This is a genomic window from Domibacillus robiginosus (genome assembly GCF_000966195.1).
Taxonomy (GTDB): Bacteria; Bacillota; Bacilli; order Bacillales; family Domibacillaceae; genus Domibacillus; species Domibacillus robiginosus.
Genome location: NZ_LAHL01000010.1, coordinates 23,844 through 41,375 on the forward strand (window position 1 = coordinate 23,844; position 17,532 = coordinate 41,375).

Sequence of the window (17,532 nt, forward strand, 5' to 3'; positions counted from 1 at the left end):
AGAAATGAATAAAACTGTTTGTTCCAATCAAGCGGGACAAGCCAGAGAAACAAAGAAGCGCTAAAAAGAGGTGAGGAAAACGATATGGTTGTTGTCATTGAAAAAGCACTGCTTCTTATGATTACCTTGCGCTTAATCTCCGGAAGCATTGAAGTAACCGCTGCTCTATTGATGCTAAAGTTCAACAGCTTAGAGAAAGCTTTTTACATCAACAGCATGCTTGCTTTAGTAGGGCCGGTTGTTTTAATTGTCACAACAGGAATTGGCTTATATGGAATGGCCGGAAAAATGCCATTGATGAAAAGCATTGGCCTTGTCTGCGGCATCTTACTTATTTTATACAGCCTGCGTTCCAAATAAGCGAAGGACAAGCCATCTAAAAAGAAAAGCTGATTAGGCTTTTCTTTTTGTTTTTATGGACAGATTAGTTCGTACATATCAGGATTTCCTTTAATATTTATTTTTATGAGAGACACTTCCTTTTTAAGGGAGGAGAAACCAGTTTTCCCACTCCCTTTTTTACATAATTCGGCCTTCTCGTGAGAATTTATTCTTGTAGGGGAGGTATGTATGAATGGAACAAAAAACGTGTGGCGGCAGTAAAGATAATGAAAAACTTGCCTGGTGGCAGCTTTCTCTGATTGGAGTAGGCTGTATTATCGGCACCGGCTTTTTTCTCGGGTCAAGTATTGCCATTCAAATGACGGGACCCTCCGTAGTGATCGCCTTTCTTCTTGCTTCGTGTGGAACGTATATTGTTTTTGAAGCCTTGGCTAAAATGTCTGCGAAGGATCCTCAAAAAGGATCGTTTCGTTCATATGCTAAAAAAGCTTACGGCAGATGGGCAGGCTTCAGCAGCGGCTGGGTATATTGGTGTTCAGAAATGCTAATCATTGGCAGCCAATTGACGGCAATATCAATTTTATCAAAGTTTTGGTTCCCACATATTCCAATATGGATATTCGCATCCGGATTTGCGGTTTGCGGCCTGCTTGTGCTTTTTATTGGAACAAAAGCGTTCGGCAAGCTTGAAACCGTGTTTGCTGTCATGAAAGTAGCAGCCATTTTTATGTTCATTGTACTTGCTGTGCTCGCTCTTACCGGTGTAATTAATGGTGACCCAAAAGCAGGGATGCCCCGTTCCATTAACGGATTTTTCCCAAATGGCGGAATTGGCTTTTGGAGCTCGCTTTTATTTGCTTTTTACGCACATGGCGGTATTGAAGTAATGGGTGTGATGGCGATTCATCTGCGAAATAAAGAAGATGCGCCAAAGTCAGGAAAAGTAATGCTTGGAATTCTTGGCTTGATTTATGTAACAGCTCTTTCCCTGGCTCTGTTATTAATCCCCTGGACATCGTTTCAGCCGGATAAAAGTCCATTTGCCATGGCTTTACTGAGCTACCACCTGGATTTTTTCCCGCATGTGTTTAATGCGGCTGTTATCATTGCTGGGTTTTCAACGATGTCTGCATCCCTATTTTCAGTTACTACCATCCTTCTTACCTTATCTGAAGAAGGAGACGCACCGGCTATTTTCAGCAAACAAAAGAAAAAGAAACGAAAGATACCGCTGCCAGCTGTCGCATTAACATCGGTCGGTCTTATTTTATCCATCGTTTCCTCATTGCTTTTGCCCAAAAATGTATATGAGTATATTACTACTGCTGCCGGCCTGATGCTTTTATATAACTGGTTTTTTATTTTGATTTTTTACCATCGACTGATCAAGCCTACAATGGGAGACAAAATAAAAAGAATCATTGGCATGATTCTTGTTTTGGCAGCGCTCAGCGGGACACTTTTTCATCAGGCGAGCCGCCCAGGATTTTTTATAAGCCTGGCCTTTATCACCGTTATCGCAATTGTCGTCTTGATTCTCCGCCGAAAATGGAAGAAAGAAGAGGGTCAATCCCCTCAAGAACAAATGAGTTAAAACAATACTTTATAAGCCTCCATACCAAAATAAATACCAAACCCAATCATCGAAAGAGATGAAACAACCGAAATCCCTTTTAAAACCCCGGTCGATAAAAATCGCCGGGCACCGCTTGAAAGAAAAGCCATCGTGATGTCCCATACGAGGATGCCCGAGATAACGGCCAAGCTATGTAAAACAATTTGATTTTGTGTAGAGGATTGGGCTGTTTCCGCCAAAATAGATCCATAAATCCCGAGCCAAAAAAGAATCGTAAGCGGGTTCAAAAGTGACATGAAAAATCCGGAAAAAAGGGATTTACGCAGAGGAATATTTCTGCCAAAGCGCATATCCAGCTCAATTTTTTGAAGGGTTAGCAGGTTTTCAATACCTGTATACATTAAAACAAAGCAGCCAAACAGCCAGAGAAGTGTTTTGATAAATGGCAGCTCGATCACATGCGCCACACCTACATAGACCATAAGCATATAAAGCACATCTGCCGTTAATGCACCAATCCCAAAAATCCATGCATGGAAAAAACCATTTTTGATCCCGGTGTTTAACTGGGCCGCATTCACAGGTCCAACTGGTGCCGCTAAAGACAGGCCTAGAAACATATATGTAAAAAGTGAGTTCATTACGTAACCTCCTGTAAAATGATGTCTTTGCATCATATTCAGAAAGAAGGGCTTGTACGCCTAAAGATAGGAGAATTTATGATGAATAAACGACGTTTTAATTTACTTTTCTTATTTGTGTACTTATGTAGCTTGACAGCCTGCCAGATAAATGAACAGGAAGTCACCGCAGACTTTGAAAGGGCTCCTTTCCAAAACCTTGCTTCAAAAAAAGATGGAGTTTTATTCACCATTAAAAATCAACAGGGCAAATTGCCTAAAAATGATATAACTGTAACCGTAGTAAATCAAAGTAGTCTTTCATTTACATATGGCGAGCATTTCGCTATTGAAAAATACATGGACGGTGTCTGGTATTCAATTCCTCTACAGATAAAAGCATTGGAAGCTGGGAATTCCCTGCTGCTCCCGGATGAATCTATTGTACAAACCGTTTCCCTTGATCCTTATTTGGAAAATGACCTTCCACCCGGAAAATACCGGCTTGTAAAGTTTTTTGGAGAACTAATGGATTCAAGGCAGAATCGCAAAAAAAATAAATTGATTCTGGCTGTGCCGTTTAAAGTTACGAATAACCGCTTGTTTATCCAATAAATTGCCCCGCGCTTTATTCTTCTTGTTTCTGTATGAAAAGTCTCCCGCCAGTACGCGCTATAAACGTTTCCCTGAATTGTCCTTGAAATAATATTTCTCACACAAAAAAAGCCAGGCCTACGCCTGACTGTAAAGACATCGGTAAAACCCGTAGGTCCCTTTATTATAAAACCCCATCAATATGTTTACCAGCTTGCTTTTTTTACTCCTGGCACTTGTCCTTTATAAGCAAGTTCTCTGAAGCAAATACGACAAAGCTGAAATTTACGAAGTACAGCATGAGGCCGGCCGCAACGCTCACAGCGAGTATATTCACGCACTTTGAACTTTTGTTTACCCTTATGCTTCATGATTAGTGCTTTTTTTGCCAACTAAAAAACCTCCCTTTTAAAATTAGGGCAGGAGAGATAGTCAATTATAACCTCATTTAAGTAAAAAGTGAACAGGTAGATGCTGGGTTGCATCTTCCATCTGTTTGCTGATCTCTGAAAAGATAAAGCCGTCCAAGCTGTACTGCTCAGGCTGTAGAAAAATGATTGATAACCGTTACATGAACAGGATAGATCGGCGGCATCCGGGCAGCTCCGCTTTCCATGGAGCAGGCGCTGAGCCCGAGTGCACCTGGCGGCTTCTCTGGTCTCAGCTGCCCTCTAGTCCCATAGGAGTCTACGCCGCCCTCCCGCCGCCAAGTAGCCTGCGACAAGATAGTACCAAATTAATAAGGTCGTATTTTTTCTTTTTAAAAAAGAGGAAATGTATACCCAGTCCTTGGCTGATTGATCTTCAACACCACTTATCGGTTTTTTTTGAAAGAGAAAGACTTTGTCTACACACTGAGCAGTACAAGCTGTACTGCTCCTTCTACTCTAAACCATTTCAGCACATGCTCGGCGGTGGAGGTGTGTTACTTTTTAACACAGAAGGCGGCGTATTATAAATATAAGGAGGGGCCGGCTTTAAAACAGGTGCTTTCGCAAGCGGCACTGGATGTTCTACATACTGAAACACGCCTTTCCCATCCATGCTCGGACCATATGCCCATCGTCCTTCAGCACTTTGGTTTCCTGCTGAAAAGTTAAAGAGAGTATAAGCTACTTCCTGTTTTTCAAGCTTGCGCGGGAATGTACTTGGAACTACTACATTTTCTTTTGCTTCCAGCTCTTTAATTGCGGCGATCCACTGATTTTGGTGCATAGTATCACGGGCAATCAGCCAGGAAAGCATATCACGCACCCCGCGGTCTGACGTCATCTCATACAACCGGCATACTTGCAGTCGCCCCTGGGATTCTGCATTTAAATTCGCCCGAAAATCAGCCAGCAGGTTTCCACTAGCGATAATATAATCAGCTGTCCAGCGGTTTCCTACACTGTCAGCGGGCATTGCACCAAGGCCTGATACAATTGCATGCTGCGGGTTCATTCCCCCTAAGATAGCGCCTATAACAGGGTCTTTGGCTGCCTCCTCTAAATCCCCCACCGGTGCCCCATCTAAAAGCCGGGCAATCATTGTCGCAAGCATTTCAATATGGGCCAGCTCTTCCGTTCCCGTATCCATCAGCAAATCTTTATATTTCCCGTTTCCACGAACATTCCATCCCTGAAAAAGGTATTGAAGTGCTACGGATATTTCACCAAACTGGCCGCCGAGTACTTCCTGAAGCTTTTTAGCATAAAGAGGATCTGGTCGATCTGGCTTTGCTTGATATTGCAGCTCTTTTATATGATAAAACATCTCTCACACTCCATCTAGGAAGATTTCCTACCTCTATAACGTATGTAGAACTCCCAGGAAGGTGATTTTGCGAATCATTAGTAGCGAAAAATCTGATCCCTTTTTTTGCTACTAATTATTTGTAATCTACATACCTTTTACCGGAATAAAGAGACTGGAACAATACCAAAGAAACGCTCCGTTGTTAGAAAAAGGAAAGGAGGTGCCGCACCTCTCTTTTTATCTTGTCCTTCCCTTTCAATAATTATTTAAATTTAAAAAATGTAAAAACTTCTTTCCACTCTACAACTTTAGCTGGAACGGCAGGCTTACTACCTGCCTGTGCGGGCAAAAGAAGTGAAATGGTATCGGCAAATGTGGAAATTCAAATATACAGATGCTCACCAGCGAGTATGAATTAAAAAGGACGGGGTAAAGTGTGTCTCGTACGAAGAGTAAAAAGTTAGTATATAACTCTAGTGGGAAACAGACGATAAAGCAGTGCATATTATCTACTTAAAATAATGCAGGTCATTTGCAAGCATACAGGTTAAAATGCTAAATCAACATAAACTGTTCCCTCTGCTCCCTCTCTAATATTTTATCCGGGTCCCCTGTTTATTTTCTTTTATTCACCAAAAAATTCCAAGTTAATTATTTATTTTTCCTAAAAAACTGTTTGTATTTTCCCGATCGGTTATGTATAATATATCTAAATGATATATATCTTTTAGATAGGATGACGAATTTGAAAACTTACAGTGATACCACATACGCCATTTTAGGAATTTTAACAACAGACTGCAGATCTGGTTATGCCATCAAGCAGTTTATTGATCAGAGCTTACATCACTTCTGGAAAATTAGTTATGGACAAATCTATCCGACACTAAAATCCCTTGTCGAAGAAGGGTTGGCAGAAGTTCAAATTTCATCCACCCCCGGAAAACCAGACAAAAATGAGTACTCCCTTACTTCAAAAGGAAAAGAAACGCTCAAGAATTGGTTAGAGCAGCCCATTAAACAACTGCCTGTTGAACGAAATGAAATTTTGCTTAAGTTGTTTTTTAGCCGCCATCAGCCTAAAGAAAAAACGCTATTACTGCTGGAAAGTTATAAAAAGGATTTAGAAAGTCGTTTCCAAACGTATGCCGCGATTGAACAGGCCATTACCAAGTACCACGATACCTCCGCGGACACCATGTATTGGCTGTTCACATTAGACTATGGAAAAAGAATAACGAAAGCTGCTGTGGAATGGTGTGAGGCCGCTTTTGACAAGTTATTACATGAGGGGGTTTAGGAATGAGCAAGCATATTTATCCTGGGCGTTATACGACAGAGAACACGGAAGATCTTGTTGTGTTCATCATTGGAATGAGAATCAACAAGCCCGCTGCAATAAATAAGTGGCTGCCTGTATTCAATGCTATGCCCGGAATGATTCGGGAGCTTTATACAAACAAAGATGATTTAGGCTTTCTATCAGCGGAAAACTATTTCGGACTTAAAACAACACTTATGATTCAATATTGGCGTTCAATGGATGATCTGCTTGCTTATGCTAAAAATGAAAAACATTTAACAGCCTGGGGTAACTTTCATAAAAAGGTCGGCAACAATCCTGCTGTTGGCATTTATCACGAAACCTATCAAGTAAAAAGTGGAAATTATGAATCTCTCTATGGAAATATGCCTCACTTCGGCTTAGGAAAAGCACTGAAACATATTCCCGTTACGGCAGAACGAAATTCCGCTCAAAAACGGCTTACCTCCTACAAAGCGAAATAATTTATAATCAGCACGAGAAAAGAGCACCTAAAAGTGAGTTTCAGGTGCTCTTTATCCTTGTTAAAAATTCATTTGAAGGGACCAAGGCGGAGCTGCATGGAGGTGTATTTCTTCATTTTTTAGGAGCGGCTCACGTAGAAGTTATAGACTGTTGATGTAAAAATCGAATGACTTATCCTCCCCGCGTTCTTGCAGAACAATTAGGAGTGTTAACCGATCAGAATCTATACAGACATCAGAAGATTGAACCTCTCTGTCGCGTTAAAAATACTGAACCCTGACAAGGAAGCACCTTCATATAGTTTATTTAACAAAAGACGTTAAGATCGAATAAAAAAAGACGAGTTAACCAATCCAATTGGTTGAATCGTCTTTACCTAAAAATAATGCAAGGTAATAAAAAATATTTCGCAAATTACAAGGTGGCAATATCAATAACGAAGCGACAACACACATCACTGCGGAGAACCCATTCATATGCTTCATCTACCAGGTCAGCATTCATCACTTCAATCATTAGGGAAATGTCGTATTCAGTAGCGAAATCGAGTATTTCTTGTATTTTCCGAATTCCGCCAACAAGAGCAGCAGTTAGTAAAAATCAACTAACATCGATTAACTTTTAGTTATTTGATAAGGGAAATATGGATAACAAGGGTAGATAACTCCTTTTTCAATTTGTTCAGGTCTAACCACAAATTCCTTATATGTTTTCTCATGTGCAAGCGTAACATTATGTAAACCAGATCCGTTGTAATAAGTGACATTTTCAGTTTGAATGCTCATTAGATTCCTCCCTTTCTTATCATTCTATTCTAAATATATTCTTTATACTGCTAGATTATTCTTAGTCAAAATAATAAAAAGAGAATGACAAGGTAAACGTTGAAGTACAAGCTGCTATAAAAACCATTCAGGCTGGAAAACGGTTCCTTTTGTTCACATCCCGAAACTTTAAACGGTTCAACAGGCAGTTTAAACCCTGATCCGATTAAAAAAATACCTTTTTCTCGGAGTTTACTACTTTAGTATATTTAATGAGAGTCCACTACAGGGTCAACATGACGTTTATATACCGTGCCTTGTTTTGTTCATGGCCGGGATTGGTTTAGTTAAAACAATTCTCCATGCTTCCGAATTGCTTCAACTAAACCTTTCCTTTCATACCAATCCGGCAAAAATTATTTGTAATGTGAGTATAGAGGGGTCTCCACCTTCTTTTTTGGGTAAGAATGTGTCAACCCTTTTGTTTAATGCTTGATCATAGATACAGGCTGACATTATCAGGTCTTTTCCAGGTAAGAATGGGCGGGTAAGAACTGGGACCCCCTTTTTACCCCAGCGGTTCTTACCCCCAAAAAAGCCTATTGTGTAATGCTATTCTTACCTGTTTTCAGCTTTTAATCTGCAAGTTTTCTTCTCACGTTTTTACAGGCTATTTTCTCTTTTTCTATATTTTTCTTCAGAATAGTAAATTTTATGATATAGATATATTTTATTGGCCCCCTTCATGACGTTAAATGCCTCCTTATCTTAGAAAGAACAGGGTTAAAAAATAAAACGTCAGACATGTAATTTTGCAGCCCATAAAAAGCTGCTTACGTCTGACGGTTACATATAAAACGTACTTTAATAAAAGTTTACCGGGTTCATTACGTCAGACGCTCTGCTTTGTGTATGCCCTTTCCATTTAAAGCTGAAAACCCGCTTTACATTAAGTGTGTAAAGCGGGTTTTCATACAGCTTTTTTTGTCGTCAGCTTCTCCATACTGTCTGTTTATTTGGAGCGGAAGGGTATCCAGAAGCTTTTATCCCATGTTTCGATAGATCGATCTGTCTGCAATAGCTCTTACAGTCGCATCCATTTTGGTGATCGTCTGTTTCATTAAATAACCAGTTCTTTTTTGACCAAGTACATAGGACTCCTGGCTGATCATGGCCGTCAGCTGGATTAAAATAAAATGGCTGGTTTTCTGCAATTTGAAAGATACTTCGCCATATAACTATCCCAGCTTTTTACTGTCTGCCCAATGAATTTAAGCTTTCTCTTAGCAAAAAACATTACAAACAAAAAAGAAATCGCTTTCAATTTTGAGTATTTAAAAATAAAAGCTAAAAGTACAATTGAAGATCATCCTCAATTATATTTACTTATTGTGTCCTTCTAAAAAAGATGATCTCCAATGGAAAAACCAGCTCTTTTCCATATTCATCTGAAAAGAACTTTATCTCGTGTCTTTGTTTAAAATATCTGTCGCATTTACCTTTGAAACAAATCCCAGCTCCCGCCAGGCAGCTTCTGTAGACCATGGCTTCCCAGGATTATCTGAAACACCGTAGTAAGTACCATATTTTACAGTTGACTGAAGCGCTAAATCAAAAAGCTGGATTGTATCTTCATGAGACAACAGGGTACGATGCAGACGGTCATCTTCTTGTACAGCCTGCTGTTCGTCAGGATGAACACTGCCGATCCGCAAGTTAACGATAGAAAGATCATGTTTTGATTCCTGAGCCAATATATGTCCAATATTTTCAGAGGCCAGCTTTAAAACCCCGTAAAGCCCCCGGGAATATGGATAATCATCCGTTTGGATTTCTCTGCCCAAAGAGGAAACTCCATTATTCTCGTAATAGTCAGTTGTGTGGTTACTGCTGGCGAAAACAACTTTAGGGATCCCTAATTCGATCGCTGCACGAAAAGCATAAAAGGAAGCCATAAAATGAATGTTGAGCATTTTATGAAATTCCTGGATATCTTCCAGATCATTTTCTGTTTTGATGGTCAGTAAGTTAACAAGAGCCGCTGAATCTTTCGGAATACTGGTCAAAAGTGATTCATAATCGGTGGCATCCACTTCTATAAATTGGTCTGCTTCTTCTGGAGCGGTTTGGTCGAGAATAACGATATTATATTTGCTGTTTAATCCTCTGTATAAAATTGTTCCGATCGTACCGGCTCCTCCTATAATCGATACTTTCTTTTTCATGGCAGGTCCTCCAGTAGGTATGTTTATTTGTACATATAAAAGCAGCTATGTTTGCTAAAGGCTTCGCCATTTCAATATACCCCTCCTTATACAAAATATACCTTTTGATAAAGGATCATTATGTAAAAAAAGAAGCTGATGAAGGGTCCAGCCTTTATCAGCTTCTTTTAAAAAATAATTGAAAACCCTCTTGTTGTATGCAAAAAAATGCTGGATTCAGCTTGTCATGTCACTTTGATTGTAACCACGTTCCTGGAGAAATTCCTTTAAGAAGGATTCGGAAATCTTTCCAGGAAGTGTTTCTTTGATAGCTTTCTCTACACTCTCTATGGGACTGCCAGCCTGATAAAGAAAATGACCGTTTCCTTTTACCTCGGGAAGCAGCAGCTTAATCCAGGAAGCTAGCTTTGACGCTTCATCAATTCTTTTTTCTCTTAATATGGCAGCCAGTCTTCTATCTGCTTTCATTTCTTTCAGCAGCTGATAAGGAGAAATCCAGCCCTTTTCGAAAGCCTTCTGGAAGTATTTTGTAATGATTTTTCGGTCACTGATTCTGATAATGAGCTTCTCAGCGAGGATAATGTTGTCTTCACCCCATTCGACAAATTGGCTGGATGTTTCAATTGCTTGATTGATTTCACTTATCGAGCCGATTTGTTTTGAAAGTTCCTGTTTGGAACAAATGCCGTTTTCGTGATTATCATGAATATATGAAGTAATTTGTTTTTCTATATTATTATGTCCACGTACATGATTGGTTTGATGGTTCGATTCGCTCACAAAATCCTCTCCTTTTATTGACTGGTCGCTCCTCTCAGAGATTCTGTCACTGTATAATGTTTTGTACCCCAAAGTATAGATAAATAGCCAGCGAGGGAATCTTCAAACTTCTTCAGTTTTAACCCATACTTATTCGGCGAAGTTTTCCGCCCTTAAATATTCTCTTCCCTTTTTAATTCTTATAAAAGCTGTTTTACAGCAAAAAAGCCGGAGCCTCTGCAGAAACGTTACGTTATCTGTCAGATCTCCAGGCTCTTTAAAATACATTTATCATTTACTTTCACAGGTTCTTTTCAAAAAATATTTTTACTGATGGATCCTTTCTTTCTACCCATGCTCTTCATTACACCTACTCTTTTTGCAAAAAGTTTTTTACCCGGTCGACATATGGCTTTTTATCGTAAGAGAAATATAAGTGACTGGAAAGTTTAATGGGGTCTCCGAAGAAAAAACGTTCATACAGCGTTTCTCTTGTACCAAATGAACTCATCGTTAAATCCCATGCTAAGCGGAAAAGTTTAACCCGATCTTCCGCACTGGCCGATTTAGCCTGCAGGTATTGATCTAAATCTTTTCTAATACTGGACTGAAAGGCTTTTTCGGTTGGAATGGTCATTAATCCGCTTGCGCCTAACAGCTGAATGATTTCACTGAACCGCGGATAAATACGAGGGAAAAAATGAACCGCAATTTGCAAAGTTGTTTGATCTGGCCGCATAAATCCCCATTCGTCAATTTGAGCTTCCGCTTCTGACTTCATCACTAAAGCCTTCATTGTTTCCAGGGCGGTAATAATTTCAGACGCTTTTTCCTGAACATGCTGGTATTCGGTAATATTGATCGTTTCAATAATAGATTGGACAATCCCTAATATAAATTCTGTTTTCACAATTTGCCTCGAAACTACTTGATGGAGCGTAAAGGGCAAAACGGAGCTGGATGGCATAAAGCGGTTCGATACTTCGATATTATGATAATAAAAAACACGCTCCCATGGAACCACTACATGATCAAATACCACAATCGTATCCATTTCTTCAAACCTTGAGCTGAGCGGGTAGTTAAAGGAAGAGTCTCCTTCTACAAATGAGCCTCTGCAGATAAATGTAAGACCGTCACTGTTGCTGGGAATCGAAAAAGCAAAGCTTTTGGCTTTCTCCTGAACTCCTCCTGCTGAATAAACAACAATTTCATCCGTTATTCCGCCCTGTGTAGCCAGAAGCCGCGCACCTTTTATAATGAGCCCTTCGCTGTTTGTTCCTACAATTCTTGCAGCAATCGGCTCATCCGTGTCTTCAAAGTAAAATTTCGCCCGGTTCACCTGCGGATCGATGAATGTATGCGTCATTGACAGGTCATTTTCACGTGCATATTCATAGAATTTTAATAAGCGCTTTGGAAAGCAGTTTTCTTTTCCAGTTAACCAATTGGACGAAGCGGCAAATGCCATCAGCATTGTATTCATATAATCCGGGCTTCTGCCCATCATACCATTGTTTGATAGAGCCCACTGCTGGGCCATAGCCCGTCTTTTTGTTAGATCTTCTTTCGTTTTAGGCTGCAAATAAGACAGTCCAACCGGGGCACCGGTTAACGGTGATGAGTAAGTCATAGCCTTTTTAAGGCCGCTATTATGCTGCAAATCATAAAGAGCTGCCTGACTTTTCATCACTCCTTTAAATGCCGGATGCTCAGAAATTTTTCCCATTATAGGCACTCCATCTACCCAAACATTCGTTTTTAATCGGTCAATTCGCTCGATGTAACGTTTACCAGTAATCGCTGGCATAAGCACACTCCTACTTGTTTAATGGTGGGTGTAACTGTACCGTTTTTTAAACATATTAAATGGTTTCTTCATTAATACGGCACAGAAGCTTATCCTATTACAACGAACAGCATGCAAAATGGAGCTGAACTCGCTTACTTTCTTGTTTTACTCTTCTAAACTCTTATTGATTAAATATTATTTTCGATCATCCATAAATCGAATCCAGTTGAGCCGAATGTCTTCGCGGTTACACTTATTTCAGATACACCAGCATTCATAATAAATCGCAGGTTTTGTTTTACAATTTCGTCCATTCCATTAAAAATTCTTTTTCTCCCGTTGATTCATCCAGAAGTTCCTTTTTCGCTATAAAACCATTTTTCAAATAAAATTGAAAAGCTTGCTTGTTTTTTTGATACACTTTCAACTGGATTGTTTCCTTTTGCTCTTTTACAAAACGTAACAATTCTTCTCCATATCCATTGCCCTGGTGGCTGTGATCAATAAATAGAGCAGCCAAATAACTGTCAACCATTGAAATAAACCCCACAATTTCTGTTTCGTCGGCGATTACATACGTTTCAGACAGAGGAAGATATTTCTCTTTCATGTCGTTTCGCTGTGACTTCCAGTAGGTCTCATCAATAAAATCATGTGCAATCAGTGAACCTTCATACCAGATTTTTACTAGATCCTCTATTTCATTTTCTTTCTTTAGCCTGATATTCATCCGATTTCCTCCGTTATCTTCATGAGCTTCTTTCGTTTAAGATACCTAAAAAACGGTGCACCTTCATTCTATTCAGCGCGTATTCTGTTGCTTTTACTTCTGTAAAGCGTCAACCCGATAACCTAAAAGTTACCGAGTTTCACAACTCCTGATTTTCTTATAGTAAGATGCAGTCACTCTGAAAGCCGGGTTGCAGCACATAAAATCCCTGGATAGCTTATTGGCTTTTTCTCCGCACTCCACCAGCACACGGCATAAACCCGCCAGCCTAATAAAAGTTTGTCATAGGTTAATCTGACAATTTCTAATCCATATGCTTCAGCTTCTCCTAGCAGCGCTTTAACTAAACGGACCCCTATGCCTTGTTTTTGATATGCTGGGTGTATGAGTACATCTTCCATGTATCCGTGCTGAAAAACCTGTATCCGCAATGTATCCAAAGGCCATTAACTTCCTATTCTTATCCCAGAGTCCCTTCTGTCCCATCCATTTAACTCCCTTACCTCTGGTACTCACTTCCTTACAGGTGCTAATAAAGTGAATATTTCTATGCTTTGATTGAATAGTCCTTTGTTTAAATGCGACCAGGGAACGGCATCTGTCTATTTCGGCTTTTACTATAAATAAAACAGCGCTGGCCCTCTTTCCGAGTGTCAGCGCTGTTTCAAATCTATCTTTATCTTACTTTTTTGAATTTTCATCATTGCATTAGCGTTTTTTTGAAATTCATAAGGTACTGCAATTTCTTCCACGCGGTACCCTTTTTCCCGTAATCCCGAAATGATTTTATCCAAATGCTCATACCGATTTCCGGACAAATCAACGAGCGGAAAAAAGCGGATTTCTTTCCGAGCAACTCGAAGCAATTCTTCGATTACATCAAGGTGAAACGACAGATCCAGCCGGTCACCATATGTAAATAAAAAATGAGCAGAAAGAATAAGATCAAATTCGTCGTCTTCAAACGAAAGAACTGGCAATTCAACTGGAATATAGCGTTCCGGTTCCGTCTTCATACTGGCTGTGCACTCATCAAGAGCTCGTTTTCGATGTCGGATAAGGTCATCGATATCACGAAAATAGTGGAACACATAATCTTGTTCGGCTTTCTTCATGCCTTCTGCCACATGTTTAATATCCTTCTTCCCTTTGCCGGCAAGTGCATCAGTCGGGTGATAATACGCAATATCACAGGCTGTGACGTCCAGTCCTTTTTGACATCCGATGGCTGTAAAGGAACAGGAGCCTGCCGGGCAGTCTAGCACTTTTTGTCCCTGCAGCTCTTCTATGGAAAGATCAAACATGGCCATATACTCTTCAAATGTCCGTCCAATAAATACAATTCGCTTCAAGTCCAGCCCTGATTTTGTCACCGGATTTTCCCCTTTTCCTTTATCCCGCATTCGGCACTTTTCGTTTCAGCTTTGTCATCTATATAGAGCGTAAAATTTATTGGTTACTGAGCATGTCAAACACCTGCTCCACGTCTTTATCGCCTCGTCCGGAAATATTGACAATCACACTTTCTTCTTGCGGCAATGTCGGTGCCAGCTTCATCACATATGCAACTGCATGCGCACTTTCAAGAGCCGGGATAATGCCTTCTGATTTAGATAAATGCAAAAAGGCTTCTAACACTTCTTCCTTAGTGACCGCTACATAATCGGCTCGGCCTTCTTCTTTCAAGTAGCTGTGTTCAGGGCCGCTTCCAGGATAATCAAGTCCAGCCGCGATAGAATAGGTCGGCATCGGATTTCCTTCCTCATCCTGCAGCACCAGGCATTTAAAGCCGTGCAGCGTTCCTGCTGTGCCTTTCGTTAACGTAGCTGCTTCACTTGGTTCCACGCCGATTAAGCGGACATGTTCATCAGATAGGTATTCTGCAAAGGAGCCGATGGCATTGCTTCCTCCACCAATACACGCAATGACCGCATAAGGCAGGCGCCCTTCTTTTTGAAAAATTTGTTTCCGGCTTTCTTTACTGATAACTGACTGAAAATGCCGCACCATCATCGGGAATGGATGTGGTCCTACAGCGGAGCCGAGTAGATAAAATGTATGATCATAGTTTTGGACCAGATCAGCAAATGCTTCATCCACCGCGTCTTTTAAACGCCCCTGTCCTTTTGAGACAGCCACCACTTTAGCGCCTAACAACTCCATTCGAAACACATTTAACGCCTGCCGTTTTGTGTCTTCCGCCCCCATATAAATCACGCATTCCATCCCGAACATAGCACAAACCGTAGCCGTTGCCACACCGTGCTGCCCCGCTCCCGTTTCCGCGATAACCCGCTTGGCGCCCATTCGCTTAGCCAGCAGGATTTGTCCAAGCACATTATTGATTTTATGGGAGCCGGTATGATTTAAATCTTCACGCTTCAAATAAATTTTGGCGCCGCCTAATTCCTTCGTCAGCCGCTCCGCATAATAAAGAGGACTTTCACGCCCGACAAATTCTTCTAAATACTCTGTAAATTCTTTTTGGAATTCGGGATCATCTTTATAGGTGTAGAATGCTTTTTCGAGTCTGTCCAGCACGGCCTGAAGATTTTCTGGTACAAAGCTGCCTCCAAATTCTCCGAAATATCCTTTTTTCACTTCTGATCCATTCATTACAAACACTCCTTTATTCGAATTTTAAGTATAAAAAAAGGGCTTCTCATCCTATAAAAAAGGACGAGAAACCCGTGGTGCCACCTTTGTTCGTTTATTTATAAACGCGCTCGATGTACAGAAACCAGCAAGACTGGCTCGATACATAGTCTCTTTTATCGGCGAGACGCTCCGCCCCGGCCTACTCTTGTTCAGCCAGGGTGCTCAGAAGCCCATTCAACAAAATTTCCACGCTGATTTCCACCACCCATCAGCTCTCTGAAGTGTCCGTTTTGCTTACTTTTCTTCGTCATCGCAGCGAATATTTACAAGTGTTTTCCATTTGTTAATTTCTATCATTCTATTATAAACCGAAGAAAGGGTCAAATACTTTTTGCTTTTCATTGGCTGGAATTTTTCTTTTTCCACGTAAAGGTTACCGCGCTTTGAGAGGGCAGTGTATAAGTAAATGACTTTTCTCCGTCTTTTACTCGGAATTGCTGCTTCTCTTTACTTGGATTAGACGCAATCAAAACAGTAGAGCCCTCCGGATTTTGATAAGCGACGGTTTCGACCGCTCCCTTATACGTATCCGAACCAATGCGGACCGCGCCCGGCTCTACAAATTTGCTGGCATGCCCGAGCACATAATATTCAACGTTTTTCGTTACCTTCCTGGTTTGCTGGTTGATAGTGACAACCCCGCGGCACTCCTGGCATCCTCCATTTGCCGGGCCGCTGTTTTCATCCAGCGCCATGTTCCACATCAGCACACTTTTTGCCCGATTTCTCGGACTTTCGATCATTAAATGGCTCATTTGCCAGCTCAAATTCTCACCGAAATCCCGGCTCCACTTTCCGCCGCTGCATTCGCTCACATGCAGGTTTTTATCTGGAAAAAGGGCATGTACCTCGCTCATGGCATCCGGGCTGCCTTCATAACAATGAAACGCTGCGCCCTCTGTATAGCGGTTTGCTTTTTCATTGCTAAATAGGGAAGACGTATACGCTAAAGCCTCCTTCCAATTATGATCGTACGCAATAATGTTCGTGTCAATCCCGTTCGCTTCAAAAGCCGGCCCCAGGTACTCACCAATAAAGGCCGCCTGCTCTTCTGCTCCCATGCTCATCGTTGGATAATCCGGAGATGTATGGCCCGGTTCGTTTTGAACCGTTATACTGTCGATCGGAATTCCAATTTGTGCATACGCTTGAATATAGCGGACAAAGTATTCTGCATATGCCCGATAGATGTTTTCGTCCGTATAATCCAAATACCAGCCATTGTGTGTACGTTCACCATATTTCATCCAGGGCGGGGCTGTCCAGGGTGTTCCCATAATAGTTAATTGGTGCTGCTTAGCTAAAATCGATTGCAGCACGGCCGTTACATCCCCATCTTTTTCGATTGAAAAATGGTTCAGAGAAAAGTCCTGTTCTCCATTTGTATCGTCATACGTATAAGTGCTTGGGTTTCCCTGTTCATCTACAGAAAAATCAGATGATCCAATTGTATGGCGAATGTGCGTAAGATGGATTCCCTTATTCGTAAATAAGTCTTCTAATAGCGCTTCTCTCGCTTCTTGGTCCAATTTCTGATTGATTAAATAAGCGGATGATCCCGTCAGTGCCGCCCCAAACCCGTCCATCGTCTGGTATGTTTTTCGTCGGTCAATCGCAATGAGCCGCTCATTTGATTTTTCTGCAGCTGAAAAAGAAAACGGCGGCTGTTTTGTTAATAAGCTTGTTTGATCACCTGTTGTCAGCCAGGCAGAAACCGTCGCTCCTGTTTCCTCTTTCTGCTGGTTTTTTTCAGTCGATCCCCATCGAACAAACAAAACGACCAGCAGCACACCGATGAGTAAGATGAAAAGCGCTCTTTTTTGATACTGATCCATTTCTCTTCACCTCCTAGAAAAATTCCCCACCCGGTGGTATCCGGTGTGGGGAAAAGGGAATCAGCATTCATCGTTCATTGGATGAACGCACACTTTTATAATGTTCTTTTT

General features: G+C 41.0%; 19 protein-coding genes, 1 pseudogene and 1 other annotated feature. Of the genes and pseudogenes, 5 read left to right on the top strand and 15 right to left on the bottom strand.

The genetic code is table 11. The annotated features are described in order from the left end of the window. Positions 1–84: 84 nt before the first annotated feature. Positions 85–360, top strand: coding sequence for a YqhV family protein (locus VP97_RS06955; protein WP_050181021.1), 276 nt, complete (start codon positions 85–87; stop codon positions 358–360). A gap of 214 nt (positions 361–574) precedes the next feature. Beyond that, a complete protein-coding gene (locus VP97_RS06960; protein WP_050181022.1) occupies positions 575–1,936 on the top strand; it encodes an amino acid permease in 1,362 nt (453 codons plus the stop codon). Here VP97_RS06960 and VP97_RS06965 read toward each other — a convergent pair. After that, entirely contained in the window at positions 1,933–2,559 is a 627-nt protein-coding gene (locus VP97_RS06965; RefSeq protein WP_050181023.1) for a LysE family transporter, read from the bottom strand. The genes VP97_RS06960 and VP97_RS06965 overlap by 4 nt on opposite strands. Positions 2,560–2,640: 81 nt before the next feature. Here VP97_RS06965 and VP97_RS06970 point away from each other — a divergent pair, with 81 nt between their 5' ends. After that, positions 2,641–3,153, top strand: coding sequence for an immunoglobulin-like domain-containing protein (locus VP97_RS06970; protein ID WP_050181024.1), 513 nt, complete (start codon positions 2,641–2,643; stop codon positions 3,151–3,153). Positions 3,154–3,338: 185 nt separating this feature from the next. Here the strand turns inward: VP97_RS06970 and VP97_RS06975 are convergent, their stop codons facing one another. From VP97_RS06975 to VP97_RS06980, 3 genes are all read right to left on the bottom strand, one after another. Next, complete coding sequence (locus VP97_RS06975; protein ID WP_050181025.1) at positions 3,339–3,524, bottom strand: type Z 30S ribosomal protein S14; 186 nt, start codon at positions 3,522–3,524, stop codon at positions 3,339–3,341. 146 nt (positions 3,525–3,670) lie between these two features. Next, positions 3,671–3,856 (bottom strand): hypothetical protein, encoded by a 186-nt coding sequence (locus VP97_RS24345; protein ID WP_216594921.1) that lies wholly within the window; start codon positions 3,854–3,856, stop codon positions 3,671–3,673. A gap of 173 nt (positions 3,857–4,029) precedes the next feature. Next, on the bottom strand, positions 4,030–4,887 hold the full coding sequence (locus VP97_RS06980) for a manganese catalase (RefSeq protein ID WP_050181026.1): 858 nt from the start codon (positions 4,885–4,887) through the stop codon (positions 4,030–4,032). Between the two features lie 727 nt (positions 4,888–5,614). Here VP97_RS06980 and VP97_RS06985 point away from each other — a divergent pair. Next, a complete protein-coding gene (locus tag VP97_RS06985; RefSeq protein ID WP_082220275.1) occupies positions 5,615–6,169 on the top strand; it encodes a PadR family transcriptional regulator in 555 nt (184 codons plus the stop codon). Positions 6,170–6,171: 2 nt separating this feature from the next. Then, entirely contained in the window at positions 6,172–6,657 is a 486-nt protein-coding gene (locus tag VP97_RS06990) for a DUF4188 domain-containing protein (protein ID WP_050181028.1), read from the top strand. A gap of 415 nt (positions 6,658–7,072) precedes the next feature. On the opposite strand, the pseudogene VP97_RS24480 reads toward VP97_RS06990, so the two are convergent. The 11 genes and pseudogenes from VP97_RS24480 to VP97_RS07030 all read right to left on the bottom strand — a co-directional run. After that, a pseudogene (locus VP97_RS24480) lies at positions 7,073–7,252 on the bottom strand (alcohol dehydrogenase); the annotation flags it as partial. A 20-nt stretch (positions 7,253–7,272) separates the two neighbouring features. Then, a complete protein-coding gene (locus VP97_RS23755) occupies positions 7,273–7,443 on the bottom strand; it encodes a hypothetical protein (RefSeq protein WP_156153434.1) in 171 nt (56 codons plus the stop codon). A 1,022-nt stretch (positions 7,444–8,465) separates the two neighbouring features. Continuing rightward, positions 8,466–8,636, bottom strand: coding sequence for a hypothetical protein (locus tag VP97_RS23760; protein WP_156153435.1), 171 nt, complete (start codon positions 8,634–8,636; stop codon positions 8,466–8,468). 246 nt (positions 8,637–8,882) lie between these two features. Next, on the bottom strand, positions 8,883–9,647 hold the full coding sequence (locus VP97_RS06995; protein ID WP_050181029.1) for an NAD-dependent epimerase/dehydratase family protein: 765 nt from the start codon (positions 9,645–9,647) through the stop codon (positions 8,883–8,885). A 216-nt stretch (positions 9,648–9,863) separates the two neighbouring features. Beyond that, positions 9,864–10,427: a hypothetical protein gene (locus VP97_RS07000; protein ID WP_050181030.1), complete on the bottom strand. Its 564-nt coding sequence runs from the start codon at positions 10,425–10,427 to the stop codon at positions 9,864–9,866. Positions 10,428–10,776: 349 nt separating this feature from the next. Next, positions 10,777–12,216 carry a 4-hydroxyphenylacetate 3-monooxygenase, oxygenase component gene (gene hpaB / locus VP97_RS07005; RefSeq protein ID WP_050181031.1) on the bottom strand — a complete coding sequence of 480 codons (1,440 nt, stop codon included), beginning with the start codon at positions 12,214–12,216 and terminating at the stop codon, positions 10,777–10,779. 280 nt (positions 12,217–12,496) lie between these two features. Further along, entirely contained in the window at positions 12,497–12,928 is a 432-nt protein-coding gene (locus tag VP97_RS07010; RefSeq protein ID WP_050181032.1) for a GNAT family N-acetyltransferase, read from the bottom strand. A 173-nt stretch (positions 12,929–13,101) separates the two neighbouring features. Further along, on the bottom strand, positions 13,102–13,368 hold the full coding sequence (locus VP97_RS24485; protein ID WP_425388444.1) for a GNAT family N-acetyltransferase: 267 nt from the start codon (positions 13,366–13,368) through the stop codon (positions 13,102–13,104). Between the two features lie 213 nt (positions 13,369–13,581). Beyond that, entirely contained in the window at positions 13,582–14,331 is a 750-nt protein-coding gene (locus VP97_RS07020; protein ID WP_050181033.1) for a hypothetical protein, read from the bottom strand. Positions 14,332–14,377: 46 nt separating this feature from the next. After that, positions 14,378–15,544, bottom strand: a complete 1,167-nt coding sequence (gene trpB / locus VP97_RS07025) for a tryptophan synthase subunit beta (protein ID WP_050181034.1) — start codon at positions 15,542–15,544, stop codon at positions 14,378–14,380. Between the two features lie 56 nt (positions 15,545–15,600). Then, positions 15,601–15,846, bottom strand: a binding site (T-box leader). Between the two features lie 78 nt (positions 15,847–15,924). Beyond that, on the bottom strand, positions 15,925–17,421 hold the full coding sequence (locus VP97_RS07030) for a glycoside hydrolase family 30 protein (RefSeq protein WP_050181035.1): 1,497 nt from the start codon (positions 17,419–17,421) through the stop codon (positions 15,925–15,927). Between the last annotated feature and the right edge of the window lie 111 nt (positions 17,422–17,532).

What these genes read in the sequence shown, in the direction of transcription:
- VP97_RS06955 (WP_050181021.1), top strand. Translation starts at nt 85, where the DNA reads ATGGTTGTTGTCATTGAAAAAGCACTGCTTCTTATGATTACCTTGCGC.
- VP97_RS06960 (WP_050181022.1), top strand. Translation starts at nt 575, where the DNA reads ATGGAACAAAAAACGTGTGGCGGCAGTAAAGATAATGAAAAACTTGCC.
- VP97_RS06965 (WP_050181023.1), bottom strand. Translation starts at nt 2,559, where the DNA reads ATGAACTCACTTTTTACATATATGTTTCTAGGCCTGTCTTTAGCGGCA.
- VP97_RS06970 (WP_050181024.1), top strand. Translation starts at nt 2,641, where the DNA reads ATGAATAAACGACGTTTTAATTTACTTTTCTTATTTGTGTACTTATGT.
- VP97_RS06980 (WP_050181026.1), bottom strand. Translation starts at nt 4,887, where the DNA reads ATGTTTTATCATATAAAAGAGCTGCAATATCAAGCAAAGCCAGATCGA.
- VP97_RS06990 (WP_050181028.1), top strand. Translation starts at nt 6,172, where the DNA reads ATGAGCAAGCATATTTATCCTGGGCGTTATACGACAGAGAACACGGAA.
- VP97_RS23755 (WP_156153434.1), bottom strand. Translation starts at nt 7,443, where the DNA reads ATGAGCATTCAAACTGAAAATGTCACTTATTACAACGGATCTGGTTTA.
- VP97_RS06995 (WP_050181029.1), bottom strand. Translation starts at nt 9,647, where the DNA reads ATGAAAAAGAAAGTATCGATTATAGGAGGAGCCGGTACGATCGGAACA.
- hpaB (WP_050181031.1), bottom strand. Translation starts at nt 12,216, where the DNA reads ATGCCAGCGATTACTGGTAAACGTTACATCGAGCGAATTGACCGATTA.
- VP97_RS07010 (WP_050181032.1), bottom strand. Translation starts at nt 12,928, where the DNA reads ATGAATATCAGGCTAAAGAAAGAAAATGAAATAGAGGATCTAGTAAAA.
- VP97_RS07020 (WP_050181033.1), bottom strand. Translation starts at nt 14,331, where the DNA reads ATGCGGGATAAAGGAAAAGGGGAAAATCCGGTGACAAAATCAGGGCTG.
- trpB (WP_050181034.1), bottom strand. Translation starts at nt 15,544, where the DNA reads ATGAATGGATCAGAAGTGAAAAAAGGATATTTCGGAGAATTTGGAGGC.
- VP97_RS07030 (WP_050181035.1), bottom strand. Translation starts at nt 17,421, where the DNA reads ATGGATCAGTATCAAAAAAGAGCGCTTTTCATCTTACTCATCGGTGTG.